Here is a 12,767-nt window from a genome sequence, read left to right as displayed (position 1 = left end):
GTACATCGGACTGGACAAGAAGTCCCGCAAGGCGTTCCTCGGCTGCCATATCGCGTGTCCCGATTGCAAGTCCGAAACGGTTGATTTCCGGCGTATATCCATGTTGTTTGAAGGCGTATTTCCACTTTTTCAGAATAAAATCTATATTCACGCTAGATGTCAACAACCATAATGGCTAACAGAGCCAAAGTTTATATTCATTACTATGAATCGTTCCTTTTTCAGTATTATTTTCTTTTGTATTTTTTCTTTTGCTATGAGCATTTCTGCTGCAAGTTCGGAGAATATTCCAAGTGATAATTTAGTGGCTTATTTTCCTTTTAGTGAAAGTTTTGAAAATGCACTTCCTAATTCAGATTCTCTTGAAAGTTTTTCGGTTAAAAATTATGGAACTTCATTTGGTGTAGATCGTTTTGGTAATGAAAATTCAGCGGCTTATTTTGACGGGAAAGAAAGTTATCTTGAAATTTCTGACCACGACGCTTTTAGCATTATTACACAGGGTGCTTTGACTATTTCTGTTTGGGTAAGTCCAGAAGTTTTGAATTTTGAAAATGCAGAAAGTGGTGGTTATGTGCATTGGATGGGTAAGGGAGAACCAAATCAACACGAATGGACTTTTAGAATGTATAACAAAAATCTTTCCGAATCACAAGAAAATAGGCCAAATCGAATGTCTGCGTATGCGTTTAATTTAGCCGGTGGTTTAGGGGCCGGAAGTTATGTGCAAGAATCTTTAGAAGCTAATGAGTGGATTCATTTTGTGGCTAGGTATGATATTACAACGAATAAAATTACTTTATTCAAAAATGGAGTTCAAAAAGATCAAGATGATTTATTTGATGTTACCTATGGTGTTCAAGTTCAAAATGGAACAGCGCCGTTACGGTTAGGAACTCGTTCTAAGTGGAGTTTCTTTCAAGGAAAAATTGATGATTTGCGCATTTACGGTAGAGCATTAACAGAACATGAAATTCTTATGTTGTATCAAGAAGAAAATTCTAATGAGGGAAATAATGACGAAAAACCAAGTCTATCCATTTCAAAAAAGGTGTTTCGTTCGAATATTTTAGATTCCAAACATTGCAAGGATCCCTTTTCTCCATGTTATTTTAAAGCAGGGAAATCTTTTGATTTAAAAGGCAGAAATTTCGATTGAGAAAGGTTTTGATTAGAAATTATTAGTGTCCGGTAAAACTTTTTAATTCAACCTGAAATCTAACAAAAAAGGCGACTTCCGTTTCCGGGAGCCGCCGCTTTTGACTATAGTTTCTTTTGCACATAAAACAAATTCAAAAGCACTATGGAATGTAGAAATTTTACCGGACAGCAATGATTTTTTTGAGCTTTGCCTTTTTGAATATAGGGGGGTATTTTTATGTATATTTAGGGTATGGATAATAAAACGCTTGAGTTTGTGACCTATTGCATTGGACAACTCTCGCTCTTGCTGAAACTTCCTCAGCGAGAGATTTATAAGCGTTTGAAAAAATCGGGTATTTTATACGGTTATATTGTCCCTTCTTACGATGTCCTGCATACGTTTGGTTCCCGCTACCTTATGGAAGACCTTACGGAATATATGAAGGAAAAAGGGGTACTGACTTAATGAGACTGTATCATTCCTCGTCGGTTGTTGTTGAAAGGCCCGATTTGGATCATTCTCGTAAATATCTTGATTTTGGGCGAGGTTTTTACCTTACATCTATTTTGGAACAGGCTCAAAGGTATGGAGAGCGTTTTAAACGTAGGGGAAAAGATGCGTGGCTGAATATCTATGAATTTTCCTGCGATGAAACTGAATGGAATATTTTTCGATTTGAGGCTTACGATAAGACTTGGCTTGACTTTATATCCAAATGTCGGGCAGGAGAAGATGAATGCAAATATGATTTAGTTGTTGGCGGTATCGCCAATGATAGGGTCATTTTAACTTTAGATCGATATCTGACTGGCGAAATTTCATTGCAGGAAACTTTAGGTTTATTGGAGTTTGTGACTCCGAATATTCAGTATTGCATTCGTTCTAAAGAAATGCTTCGTCGTTGCTTGACCTATATCAAAAGTGAGCGATTATGACCGATGCAAGCAAGCAAATTTTGAAAAGTGCAAAATGCGCTAGAGTTATTGCTTGTATTAGCGATATGTTCCATGTATCTTTGCAGGAAGCGACGGACATTTACTATGAGTCTGAAACAGCTGATTTGATAGATGATGGAGTTGCTGATCTCCATTGTCGCAGTGACAAATACTTAGCTACAGAAATCTGGGCTGAATATACAGAAAAGACTCGTTCTGAAAATTGATTTTAGAAATAAAAAAGAGGTGCTCCGTTAGGAATACCTCTGCATGTTTTTCAGATTCACCGTGTTCTACCATGCAAAAACCGGGCTCGATATCATAAGGAAGTACGTGGAGGACATGAAGGAAAAGGATGTCCTCGTCTTGCCGCGGAAAAATGCGGCATCGGGCTGAAGACCTCCTTCTTCTGGCGCCACAAGATTCTGGACTCCCTCCGCGGGGTCTCTCGGACGAGAAGACGTGCGTACTCTGCGGGCGATTCCTACGTATTTCCGGCGTATGTCCATGTTTATTTGAAGGCGTATTTCCTCTTTTTCAGAATAAAATCTATATTCACGCTAGATGTCAACAACCATAATGACTAACAGAGCCTTGTTTTAAATTTAGCAAGGGTTATCCGAATGAAAACATCTTTGACTCGAATTTCAAATTTCACTGTTGTGTTTTACCTGATTGTGGGAGCCCTGCTCGGTTGCGAAACAATCTAGAGTCATCCTCTTCGCTAAACCCTCTCGCCATATCCTCTTCCAGTAGTTCCGAACGATTTTCGTTTGGAACTCTCGTTGACGAACGCGATGGCCAGATTTACAAGACCATCGTCATCGCCGACAGTACTAGATCCCAAACGTGGATGGCCGAGAATCTGAATTTCGAATATCCGACAGACCCGTCTTCCCCAGAACCAAACAACTACTGCCATAGCGACACGGCAGACGTCTGCAAAAAATATGGGCGTCTTTACACTTGGAGCGCCGCGATTGACTCCGCGGGCATTTACAACCATGACGCCAAAGGGTTGCGGTTATGCGGCTACCTGCGAAATGGCGGACACCGTCCACGGCATCTGCCCCAAGGGCTACCATCTTCCTAACACCGACGAATTTAAAACATTGCAAAACATCACCGTAACCCTCGGTCCGTATTCGGGCCAAAAATTAAAAGCAGAAACGGACGATTGGCAAGACGTCAAGACGATCTACGGAACCTATGTCCACACTTATGGCACCGACAACTATGGATTCGGAGCTCTGCCGACCTATGCCCCCGGCAGTCGCTATGCGGCAATTTTCTGGACTTTCAGCCAATCTTCCAGCGACCCGACAAGCCACGGCAGCGCACTGGACTATGCCTTTAAAATTATCGGTTACGAATGGCCCGACATGAGTCCCGTCGAACTTGAGTTGGAATATAAAGACACATATTTTTCTATCCGTTGTATTCAAGACGCTCATTAAGCATACGAAAAAGCGGGCCTTTCGGTCCGCTTTTCTTTTTTGGAATTTGACGTTAAAAAACGACGAGATCGTTCTTGTGGATGACTTCTTCCGGAGAGTCTTCGCCCAATATCGAACGGACCAGAGCCGTTTTCTTTTGCAACACGAGCTGCACGTTTGCACTGTCCAGCTGAGCGATACCGCGGGCAAGGCGTTCACCCTGCTGCGAAAGAACTTCGATTAAATCCCCCGCTTTAAACTGTTTTTGGACCGCGACGACGCCCACCGGGAGCAAGCTCGAATGTTTCTTACGCAAAGCTTCTGCGCAACCATCGTCCACGACAACGCTTCCACTCGGCGTGCTCACAAAAGAGAGCCAACGCTTACGGCTGCCGAGCTTTTTGTGGCTGCCGATGAACAGAGTACCGACAGCATCCCCATAGATAATTTCATGCGGGAGAACCTTCATTCCATTTGCGAGGAACGCGTTACAGCCGCTTTTCACCACCGCGCGAATGGATTCCACCTTGGAACGCATACCGCCCGTGCTGACTGCGGAACCATTTTCACCCGGCTTGCCCGTAAGTGCGATGATGTCCGGCGTGATTTCCGGAACAAAGCGCAAAAGGCGCGCCTTCGGATTCTTCTTCGGATTGTCGTCAAAGAGTCCGTCTTCATCGGTAAAGACGACCAAAAGATCCGCGTCAAAGAAGAGAGCGACGTCGCTTGAAAGCTTGTCGTTATCGCCAATGCCGTTCAGTTCCTTCACCACCAAAGAATCGTTTTCGTTGATGAGCGGAATGATTTTTTTTGAAATCATCGTCTTCAACGTATTCTGCAAATTCTTGTAACGCACGCGGTCGCGGAAGTCATCTGCCGAAAGCAGAATCTGTCCCACGGCAAATCCGTTACCGAGGAACATTTCTCGGTAGACGTACATCAAATCGATCTGTCCGACAGCGGCGCAAGCCTGCTTTTCCGCAAGGACCTTCGGCTTTTCATCATAACCGAGAATTGCCATGCCCGTTCCCACGGCACCGCTCGTCACCACGATGACTTCCTTGCCATCTTCCACAAGCTTTGCCACAGAGTGAGCAAACTTCTGAATAAAAGATGTGCGGACTCCACCGCGGACCGAATCCACCAAAATACGAGAACCGATCTTGATGACGATACGCTTGGCTTCTCCTAAAATGTTTCGACGTAATTCACTCATTGGAATACCTTACAAAGTAATTTTAGCGGCAGACGAGAAGACGGATAGAATCCAGACGGAGCTGCGGGTTTAACGCGGCCTTCTTGTGAAGAGCCACGTTTTTACGAAGATGATCGAGAAGGGCACTGTTCTGAGCCTTGCCGCGCAAAGTCAGCAAATGGTTCATACGCTGATATTCCTGTTCGGCGCGTTCTTCCACCTTCTTCGCGGATTCCGCGGCAATCGCTTCCATCTTTTGCGTGGCGATACGCTTGGCGAGAGCGTGACCCGTACTTGCGAAATAGCGAAGTTTTTCGGTGACCACAGGTACCTTCTGCGGCACATTTGCATTGCGCATTTTGCCCTTGTCCATTGCATCCAAACGATCCGAGCAATCCTTGCCCTGGGAATCGACCAGCACGCGAATGAATGCAGGACCGGCGAGACTCGAAAGTCCCCATGCGGCAGGTACGGACGGTTCCACGACAAAGTTATACTGCATGAGCATATCCTTTGAACCGGCATCGTCCCAAATGACGCAAGCGGTAAGCCCCTTGCCCGAAGCCGTCGCCATATCGATTACGCCCTGAGCAAGCGGATGTTCAAAGCTCAAAAAAGAAATTTCATCGTGTTGCATCGCCACGGTACGGTCAAACGTACCGGTGAGTTCGCCAGCACCATCGTCCGACTTTTCCGAGCCGTCCTTCGGGCCTGCGGCAAGAGTCTTGTCGAGCATCGTGCGAGTCGGAAGTCCCGGAATCGTACCGCCTTCGACCTGAGAGCCAGCGCGGAAGATCATGCTCGTTGGAACATAACCCTTTTCCACTTCCACGCCTGCGGCCATGAGCGTATCGATCATCAAATTCTGCAAACGTTCATCGGCGTCGATATTCCGGATTTCATCCGTAATCTGCTTCGAAACCTGCGGATCGCGCGAGTTGAATTCCAAAAGTTTATCGCGGCCCTTTTCAATGTTCTTGCGGAGCATTTCGCTGTCCTTCTGCACCAGCGGAATCGTTTCCTTCATAAACTTCGAAAGCTTGTGCTTCGGATCGGCCATCGCCGCAATCAAAGTTTCCGTGTACTTGAGGAAAAGTTCTCCACCGCTCATGAGAGGCGCACCGAATGCTCCAAGGCCTTCATTGTACCAGCGGAAGATCACTTCTTGCGCACTGCCCTTCACATACGGCACGTGCACACGAATCGTCTGCGTCTGACCGATACGGTCCAAACGTCCAATACGCTGTTCCACGAGAGCTGCATCGAGCGGAAGATCGAACAAAATCAAATCGTGGCTGAACTGGAAATTACGACCTTCCGAACCGATTTCCGAAGCGATCATAAGCATCGGCCCGCGTTCATCGGCAAAGCTTGCCGCGGCACGGTCGCGTGCGAGGATCGACATATCTTCGGTAAAGGTCACATACGCATTTTCACCGATTTCTTCTGCGAGAACGCTCGCGAGAGCGTTCACTACATCTGGGTGTTCGCAAATGAGAAGAACCTTGTCCTTCAAATGTTCCTTCAAAAATCCGAGCAGCCAAGGAATGCGTTCATCCATGTTCCACGTGGACTTGTACTTGGTAATCAAGAGACCGTCCACGAGAATATCGAACGAATGATCCGGATCCGCTTCGCTTGCCTTTTCGACGAGCGTTCTGTACTGCGGAACCGGTTTCAGTTCCACTTCGTACAGTTCGCGTTTGGGGAATCCGCCTACGCTGCGACGCGTGTTGCGGAAGACGACAGAGCCTGTACCGAGAGCATCGACAATGCGACGCACCCATTCTGCAGCGGTCATCTCACGGGAATTTTCCTTGGAGAGCCATTCGCGAATCGGAGAATTTTTCGGGAGCACTTCGTTCAAGTCGTCCCAGGTCATCGGTTCTTCCGATTCCACCGGGAGCTTCGAAAGATCGCGCACAATCTTGCGGTAGGATTCTTCGTCCTTCAAGAATTCCTGGTAAGCGGTAAAGCGCGCCGGATCGAGCATCTTCAAACGGTTAAAGTGCGATTCCGGTTGCAACTGGAGAGGCGTACCCGTCAAAAGCAAAAGGCCCTTGGTTCGAGTCGTAATCGAATTCACGAGCAGATATTCCTTACTCGTAAAGTCGTCTTCGCAGACCAAATGATGAGCTTCATCGACAATCGTCAGATCCCATTCCGCGCTCAGAAAATCTTGCGTCACAGCCGGCTGGCTCATCACGAATTCAATCGTGCAAATCACATCGTTTGCCTGATTGAACGGATTCGGATTGTCGCTTTCATGCATACCGCTTTCAAGGAAGCTGCGAATATAGCCTTCATCCACCAAGGTGAATACATGGTTAAAGCGACGGTACATTTCCGTCATCCACTGGTGCTTCAGCGATTCCGGCACAAGGATGAGTGTTCGCGTAATGCGGCCCGTGCTGCGCAAGGAATGCCAGATCATGCCGGCTTCGATCGTTTTACCTAGACCGACTTCATCGGAAAGCATCAAACGCGGAATCGCACTGGAAGTGCAGGCACGTCTGCAAAGGTAATACTGGTGCGGAATCAGGTTCACACGCGGACCGATCATGCCACGTACCGAGGAACGTTGCCATTCGCAAGAAAGTTCATTCGCCGTTTCACGACGCACAAACTCCTTATTGTCGGCGCAATTACCACGGATCAGCTGAGAAAAGATATCGGAGACTCGCGGAGCCGCCTTCGGGCTTAAATCCGACTCCTTCATTTCACGTCCGCCACGGCCCAAGTAAATGGCAAGGCCATTATCCATGCAGATATTTTCAACGGTAAAGCTCATTCCCTTTTCGTTCTTGGCATTTTCGCCGACTGACAAAAGGTAACGCTTAATGGGAGCTGCAGTCGTGCGATAGATTCGAGACTGCTTCACAGCAGGGAATTCGATCGTGATGTTCTTGAACTCAATTTTCTGAACTCGACCCACACCCAGTTCAGGTTCTTGTTCACTGATATAACGCTGACCGATTTGGAATGTACTCATAATGCGCAAGTTAGCATTTTTGTAGATTTAGAAACGACTTATGAATTGGTTTTACATTGATGAAAGCATACTAGAAGGCGACCGCCGTCAAGGCCCGGTCAGTTTCGAAGATTTACAGATGCTGCACAGCAAGCAGCAGATTCACGAAAACTCCCTTGTCTGGCACAAAGGGCTCGACAATTGGATTACTTGGAAAGAAGCGCTCGACGCGGAAGTCGCAAGCCATTCCGAAGAAGACGAGCGTATGCTCCGCGAAACCGTCGAAGCGATCTTGAAAGAACGCATCGAAGAATTCCAGAAGAAGACCTTCGCAGGCTTCTTTGTTCGCGCAGGCGCCATCATCATCGACTGGTTCATCATTGCGATGCTCTGGAAACTGGGAGTTCACATCCTCGACTGGACAAACCTGATCGACTTCAACACGGTCGTCGAAGCGTCCAACGCTTTTATCGACAAGTATTCCGCAGACCCGATGGCGGCCAATCTCAGCAATGAGTTCATGTCGATTCCGGGAATGACGGATCTCCTCGGCATCTGGTTCATCATCCAGACCCTTTACTTTGTCGGATTCAACGGGTTCCTTTCGGCGACGCCGGGAAAGTTCCTGTTGCATTTGAAAATCGAACGCGCTGATGGTTCTAAGCTGAAACTTTCCGGCGCGATTGTCCGCTACATTTTTAGCCTGCTCACCCAGGCAACTCTTGTCTTCTACGGAATCGGTTACGTCATCGCAGTGATCGATCCGAAAAAGCGTGCCCTGCATGACTTTTTCGCCCGCACCCAGGTGATTCACATTCGCAAGAAGAACGCGGATTCCGACGAGAACAAAGATTTAAATAAGGATTAATTTATATGGATTCCTTTTCGATAGTTCCCACCGGCAAACCGCTTAGCGGCGAAGTTGAAATCTCTGGGGCAAAGAATGCAGTTCTTGCGACAATGACAGCAGCCATGCTCGCAGACGGCGTGACCACGATTACGAACGTTCCCTATTTGCGCGACACAAAGACGATGTCGAACGTGCTCCGCGTCATCGGTTGCCGTATCGACGGAGGTCCGCATGAATTCAAGGTGGACACGCATGGCGCAAACCATTTGGAAGCTCCGTATGAGCTCGTGAGCACGATGCGTGCAAGCTTTTACGTTCTCGGCCCTCTGGTTTCTCGCTTTGGCCGTTGCCGCGTATCGCTTCCGGGCGGATGCGCTTGGGGGCCGCGTCCTGTAGACTTGCACTTGAAAGGCCTTGAAGCTCTCGGTGCAAATATCGAAGTAACCCACGGCTATGTGGAAGCGACTTCGAACGGACGCCTTCCGGGTGGCAACTTCCGATTTCCGATTTCTTCCGTTGGCGCTACGGTGAACGTTCTCATGGCAGCGACTCTAGCCAAAGGTACAAGCGTTCTTGAAAACGCAGCGATTGAACCGGAAATCGATTCCCTCGTCGATTTACTCCTGAGTATGGGCGTAAAGATCGAAGGCCGGGGAACGCGATCCCTCGTTGTCCACGGTGTCGAAGAAATGCATCCGGGCTTTAGCGAAACGATTCCAGACCGAATCGAAGCGGGTTCCTTCCTCTGCGGCGCGGTCATTAGCCGCGGTAAAGTCAAGACGACCAAGTGCGACCCGATCCATATCAAATCGCTTCTTGACATCTTTGAAGAAATGGGCTGTATCGTTCACACCGGTAAGGACTGGGCAGAAGTCGATGCTTCGAGCCGCGACCTGAAACCGGTCCACGTGGAAGCGGTTCCCTACCCGGGCTTCCCCACCGACCTGCAGGCGCCACTGATGGCCGTCCTTGCAACCGTCCCTGGCGAAAGTAAGATCCGCGATACTGTTTATATCGACCGCTTTAAACACGTCGCCGAATTGAACCGCCTTGGTGCAAACATTTCTCTCGAAGGCAACACGGCAACGATCAAGGGCGTCGAAAAGCTCCAAGGCGCACCGGTCATGGCGTCGGATCTACGCGCTGCTGCAGCCCTCGTCATCGCGGGCCTTGTCGCAGACGGTGAAACGCGCGTCAGCCGCATTTACCATCTAGACCGCGGTTATGAAAACTTCGAAGCCAAGATGGCAAAGCTCGGCGGAATGGTTGTTCGTTTAAGCGACCAATCCTAATCCAAAGAAAAAGTCAAAACGGCAAACAAGAAAAGGCAACCGCTTGGTTGCCTTTTCTTTTCGATAGCTCTTTCTGTCCAAAAAAAAGGCCCGCATTTCTGCGAACCTTTTTTGCAAATTGCGTTTTGAATCCGCTGGCGATTAAGCCTTTGCTTCTTCAGCAGAATCTTCTTCCACCGGGAGCTTCTTCATCACGTTGCGACGGCCATAACGGACCTTCGTCGGATCGAATTCAGCACCGACGGATTCCGGTTCTGCAGCCGAAGCAGCAGGAGCGGACGGAACAGCTGCCGGAGTTTCCGGGAGCGTTGCCTGAACACGCGGAGGAAGCGGACGACGACCTTCAGTACGCGGAGCTTCTGCAACCGGAGTTTCAACCACCGGAGCTGCAACCGGAGCCGGAGCAGCTGCGACAGGAGCTGGTGCAACCGGAGCTGCCGAAGCTTCAACCACCGGAGACTCTGCTTCAGCAACCTTTTCTGCGGCGAATTCACGACGACGTTCGTTACGGCCATTGCGACGGTCATTACGACGTTCATTGCGGTCGATGCGATCATTGTTGCGATCGCGGTTGTTATTGCGTTCCTGGCGATTGCCATTGTTATTCGAATTGTTGCGATCACGACGATCGTTGTTACGATTATTATCGCGACGGTCATTGTTACGAGCAGCCATATCCTGAGCGCTAACCGTATGACGGTTCGGCTTCAGATTGGTGTCCGAGACACGCTTGACAATCGGAGTATGAAGCATCGTGATGAGCTTATTCACCTTGGAAAGAATAACGATTCCAAGGATCACCGTGATAACGGCGAGTGCGAGAGTGATGTGTTCCATTTAGAGTACCTCAGTCAAAGGGTGACACAGAAAGCGGCTGGAAGGACCGTAATTTCCGCGGAAGTCGCGAGACGGGGCCATTTACTAGCGCTCCTGGGAGCTCAACGGCCATGTGAAAAGGCCCAAAAAACGGGCAAAATCGCCAACTGGCGAAAAAAAAAAGCGACTTCGACGCCTAATTTAGATAATTACGGAAAGAATCGGTCGAAAAAGCGCACAAAATCGTTGCAAAACCTGCAAAAAAAAATTTGTGCAGTGCCTCTATTGACAATTAAACAGATGTGCACTATTTTTATACTAAAAAGAACGAGGTCTTATATGGGTACGCCGCAAAAACCGCTAACCGATCGCCAGAAGGAAATCTACGACTACATCCGCTCCTGCACCGAAAAGGAAAAGATGCCGCCGACCGTCCGCGAAATCGGAGACAAATTCGGAATTTCTTCGACAAACGGAGTCCGCTCCATTCTGTCTGCCCTGATCAAAAAAGGTTACATCCGCAGAGCTGCGAGACTCAGCCGTGGCATCGAAATCCTGAACGCATCAGCCCAGGTTCAAAACGCCCCAGCAGAAGCTCAGAATTCCGAAAATACAGTTGAAGTTCCGATTATTGGACGCGTGGCTGCCGGCACCCCAATTCTCGCCGTGCAGAACATAGAAGGCACCGTGACCGTCGACCGCGACTTTCTCGCGAGCCAGCCGAATGTTTTCGCACTCCATGTAAAAGGCGACTCCATGATCAACGCAGGCATCTTTGACGGCGATCTCGTCTTTGCACGTTCCCAGACCGTTGCAGAACGCGGAGAAATCATCATCGCCCAAGTCGATGACGAAGCGACTGTGAAATACTATCAGCCGCAGCCGGATCACATCGAACTCCGCGCCGCAAACCCGAAGTACCAGCCGATCATCGTCAATCCAGACCGCAAGTTCTCGATCGCAGGCCGCGTCATCGGCGTTCTTCGCAAGATCAATTAATTTATCCGAACAAAAAAAGCTCGCGTGATTTTCACGCGGGCTTTTTTTTTAGAATCTTGAAGAATTCGAGGTTAGCGGATACCGGAATCGTCATCCAAGTTCAAATCTTCATCCACTTCTTCAATTTCCTGCTGAGTCGGTGCACCTTCAAAGTCGTCATCGTCACGAGCTTCATCCAAAGAATCCGTTCCAAGGAGCTTCGCCTGATAGTTCAAGTGGCGCGCTTCCTTCGAACTTCCAAGGCCGAGAATTTCTGCACATTCTTCGCAGTAGCCGAGATCCTTATCTACGCGAAATTCCGGAGCCACCGGGTTGCGGCAGCACTTGGTGCAAAGCTGACGAGAGCATTCCTTTGCAAAGCGCAGGTTTTCTTCCTGGAGTTCTGCTATCACACGTGCGTAAAGCTCTTCCGGAGTTTCTTCCGCAAGAGATGCGCGGTGACGCATACTGGCAGTCGGCTTTTCAACCGCCTCTGCGCCTGAGACCTTTTTCTTTGTTGCAGAATCCTGTTCGGCTTCTTCGAAAAAGAATGCAACCTTCGTGATCTTAACGCCGCCGCGAAGAAGAATCGCATCATCTTCCACGACTTCCGGTTCCGGCTTGACCACCGGAGCTGGCTTCGTCGGCTTAGCTGGTTTCCCCGGCTTTGCAGGCTTTGTCACTGGCGTGACAGCCGGTTTTACCGATTTGTCCTTGGTTAGCGCCTTTTTCGTAGTGTTTTTTATCGAGCTTTTTGGATTAGCCGACTTTGCAGATCGCTGTGGGTTCGTCGATGATTCCTTTACGGAATTCTTCTTCGAGGTGGAGGATCCCTGCGTTACAGATTTCTTTTTTTCGACAGCGGTCTTTGCTGTTTTCTTCGTCTGCGGAGCAACCTTTTTAGTCGGAGCGGCCTTTTTCACAGTAACCGCTTTTTTGACCGCAGCCGTTTTCTTCGCTACAGGAGCTTTCTTCGGAGCAGCCTTTGCAGTAGACTTTTTCACAGGGGCTGCCTTTTTTACCGGAACGGTCTTCGCCGGAGCCGACTTCTTGACAGATGCTCCTTTTTTAACAGGAGCTGCCTTCTTCGGAGAACCTTTTTTCACCGACTGCACCTTTTTTGCAGGTGCGGCTTTCTTCACTGTCTTCT

At 48.6% G+C, this 12,767-nt stretch carries 13 protein-coding genes and 1 pseudogene; 10 read left to right on the top strand and 4 right to left on the bottom strand.

The window, feature by feature from the left end:
* Positions 1-205: 205 nt before the first annotated feature.
* The 7 genes and pseudogenes from BGX16_RS10655 (at position 206) to BGX16_RS10630 (ending at position 3,536) form a co-directional block, all read left to right on the top strand.
* The gene (locus BGX16_RS10655) at positions 206-1,159 is read left to right on the top strand and encodes a LamG domain-containing protein (RefSeq protein WP_100426018.1); all 954 of its coding nucleotides are present in this window, start codon (positions 206-208) and stop codon (positions 1,157-1,159) included.
* Positions 1,160-1,393: 234 nt separating this feature from the next.
* Complete coding sequence (locus tag BGX16_RS10650) at positions 1,394-1,609, top strand: DUF3791 domain-containing protein (protein ID WP_100426017.1); 216 nt, start codon at positions 1,394-1,396, stop codon at positions 1,607-1,609.
* Entirely contained in the window at positions 1,609-2,079 is a 471-nt protein-coding gene (locus BGX16_RS10645) for a DUF3990 domain-containing protein (protein ID WP_100426016.1), read from the top strand. Before BGX16_RS10650 ends, BGX16_RS10645 begins: the two co-directional genes overlap by 1 nt.
* On the top strand, positions 2,076-2,306 hold the full coding sequence (locus BGX16_RS10640; RefSeq protein ID WP_100426015.1) for a DUF3791 domain-containing protein: 231 nt from the start codon (positions 2,076-2,078) through the stop codon (positions 2,304-2,306). The genes BGX16_RS10645 and BGX16_RS10640 overlap by 4 nt, the downstream gene beginning before the upstream one ends.
* A gap of 43 nt (positions 2,307-2,349) precedes the next feature.
* A complete protein-coding gene (locus BGX16_RS15105) occupies positions 2,350-2,475 on the top strand; it encodes a hypothetical protein (protein WP_277352370.1) in 126 nt (41 codons plus the stop codon).
* 298 nt (positions 2,476-2,773) lie between these two features.
* A pseudogene (locus BGX16_RS15275) lies at positions 2,774-3,010 on the top strand (FISUMP domain-containing protein); the annotation flags it as partial.
* Between the two features lie 19 nt (positions 3,011-3,029).
* Positions 3,030-3,536, top strand: a complete 507-nt coding sequence (locus tag BGX16_RS10630; RefSeq protein ID WP_100426013.1) for an FISUMP domain-containing protein — start codon at positions 3,030-3,032, stop codon at positions 3,534-3,536.
* Between the two features lie 52 nt (positions 3,537-3,588).
* Here the strand turns inward: BGX16_RS10630 and proB are convergent, their stop codons facing one another.
* Both proB and rapA read right to left on the bottom strand, forming a co-directional pair.
* The gene (gene proB / locus BGX16_RS10625) at positions 3,589-4,731 is read right to left on the bottom strand and encodes a glutamate 5-kinase (RefSeq protein WP_100426012.1); all 1,143 of its coding nucleotides are present in this window, start codon (positions 4,729-4,731) and stop codon (positions 3,589-3,591) included.
* 22 nt (positions 4,732-4,753) lie between these two features.
* A complete protein-coding gene (rapA, locus tag BGX16_RS10620) occupies positions 4,754-7,702 on the bottom strand; it encodes an RNA polymerase-associated protein RapA (RefSeq protein WP_100426011.1) in 2,949 nt (982 codons plus the stop codon).
* Between the two features lie 40 nt (positions 7,703-7,742).
* Between rapA and BGX16_RS10615 the strand changes: the two genes are divergently transcribed.
* Together BGX16_RS10615 and murA are read left to right on the top strand one after the other, a co-directional pair.
* Positions 7,743-8,549, top strand: a complete 807-nt coding sequence (locus BGX16_RS10615; protein ID WP_100426010.1) for an RDD family protein — start codon at positions 7,743-7,745, stop codon at positions 8,547-8,549.
* A gap of 5 nt (positions 8,550-8,554) precedes the next feature.
* Positions 8,555-9,823, top strand: coding sequence for a UDP-N-acetylglucosamine 1-carboxyvinyltransferase (gene murA, locus BGX16_RS10610; RefSeq protein WP_100426009.1), 1,269 nt, complete (start codon positions 8,555-8,557; stop codon positions 9,821-9,823).
* Between the two features lie 141 nt (positions 9,824-9,964).
* Here the strand turns inward: murA and BGX16_RS10605 are convergent, their stop codons facing one another.
* Positions 9,965-10,660: a hypothetical protein gene (locus tag BGX16_RS10605; protein ID WP_100426008.1), complete on the bottom strand. Its 696-nt coding sequence runs from the start codon at positions 10,658-10,660 to the stop codon at positions 9,965-9,967.
* A 318-nt stretch (positions 10,661-10,978) separates the two neighbouring features.
* On the opposite strand from BGX16_RS10605, the gene lexA reads away from it, so the two are divergent.
* Positions 10,979-11,638, top strand: a complete 660-nt coding sequence (gene lexA / locus BGX16_RS14680) for a transcriptional repressor LexA (RefSeq protein ID WP_157797992.1) — start codon at positions 10,979-10,981, stop codon at positions 11,636-11,638.
* Between the two features lie 71 nt (positions 11,639-11,709).
* Here the strand turns inward: lexA and BGX16_RS10595 are convergent, their stop codons facing one another.
* On the bottom strand, positions 11,710-12,759 hold the full coding sequence (locus tag BGX16_RS10595) for a hypothetical protein (protein ID WP_157797991.1): 1,050 nt from the start codon (positions 12,757-12,759) through the stop codon (positions 11,710-11,712).
* Positions 12,760-12,767 lie beyond the last annotated feature (8 nt).

Source organism: Hallerella succinigenes, from assembly GCF_002797675.1.
In the GTDB taxonomy this organism is placed as follows: domain Bacteria; phylum Fibrobacterota; class Fibrobacteria; order Fibrobacterales; family Fibrobacteraceae; genus Hallerella; species Hallerella succinigenes.
This window is presented reverse-complemented; position numbering and strand designations above follow the sequence as displayed.

What these genes read in the sequence shown, in the direction of transcription:
- BGX16_RS10655 (WP_100426018.1), top strand. Translation starts at nt 206, where the DNA reads ATGAATCGTTCCTTTTTCAGTATTATTTTCTTTTGTATTTTTTCTTTT.
- BGX16_RS10650 (WP_100426017.1), top strand. Translation starts at nt 1,394, where the DNA reads ATGGATAATAAAACGCTTGAGTTTGTGACCTATTGCATTGGACAACTC.
- BGX16_RS10645 (WP_100426016.1), top strand. Translation starts at nt 1,609, where the DNA reads ATGAGACTGTATCATTCCTCGTCGGTTGTTGTTGAAAGGCCCGATTTG.
- BGX16_RS10640 (WP_100426015.1), top strand. Translation starts at nt 2,076, where the DNA reads ATGACCGATGCAAGCAAGCAAATTTTGAAAAGTGCAAAATGCGCTAGA.
- BGX16_RS15105 (WP_277352370.1), top strand. Translation starts at nt 2,350, where the DNA reads ATGTTTTTCAGATTCACCGTGTTCTACCATGCAAAAACCGGGCTCGAT.
- BGX16_RS10630 (WP_100426013.1), top strand. Translation starts at nt 3,030, where the DNA reads ATGGGCGTCTTTACACTTGGAGCGCCGCGATTGACTCCGCGGGCATTT.
- proB (WP_100426012.1), bottom strand. Translation starts at nt 4,731, where the DNA reads ATGAGTGAATTACGTCGAAACATTTTAGGAGAAGCCAAGCGTATCGTC.
- rapA (WP_100426011.1), bottom strand. Translation starts at nt 7,702, where the DNA reads ATGAGTACATTCCAAATCGGTCAGCGTTATATCAGTGAACAAGAACCT.
- BGX16_RS10615 (WP_100426010.1), top strand. Translation starts at nt 7,743, where the DNA reads ATGAATTGGTTTTACATTGATGAAAGCATACTAGAAGGCGACCGCCGT.
- murA (WP_100426009.1), top strand. Translation starts at nt 8,555, where the DNA reads ATGGATTCCTTTTCGATAGTTCCCACCGGCAAACCGCTTAGCGGCGAA.
- BGX16_RS10605 (WP_100426008.1), bottom strand. Translation starts at nt 10,660, where the DNA reads ATGGAACACATCACTCTCGCACTCGCCGTTATCACGGTGATCCTTGGA.
- lexA (WP_157797992.1), top strand. Translation starts at nt 10,979, where the DNA reads ATGGGTACGCCGCAAAAACCGCTAACCGATCGCCAGAAGGAAATCTAC.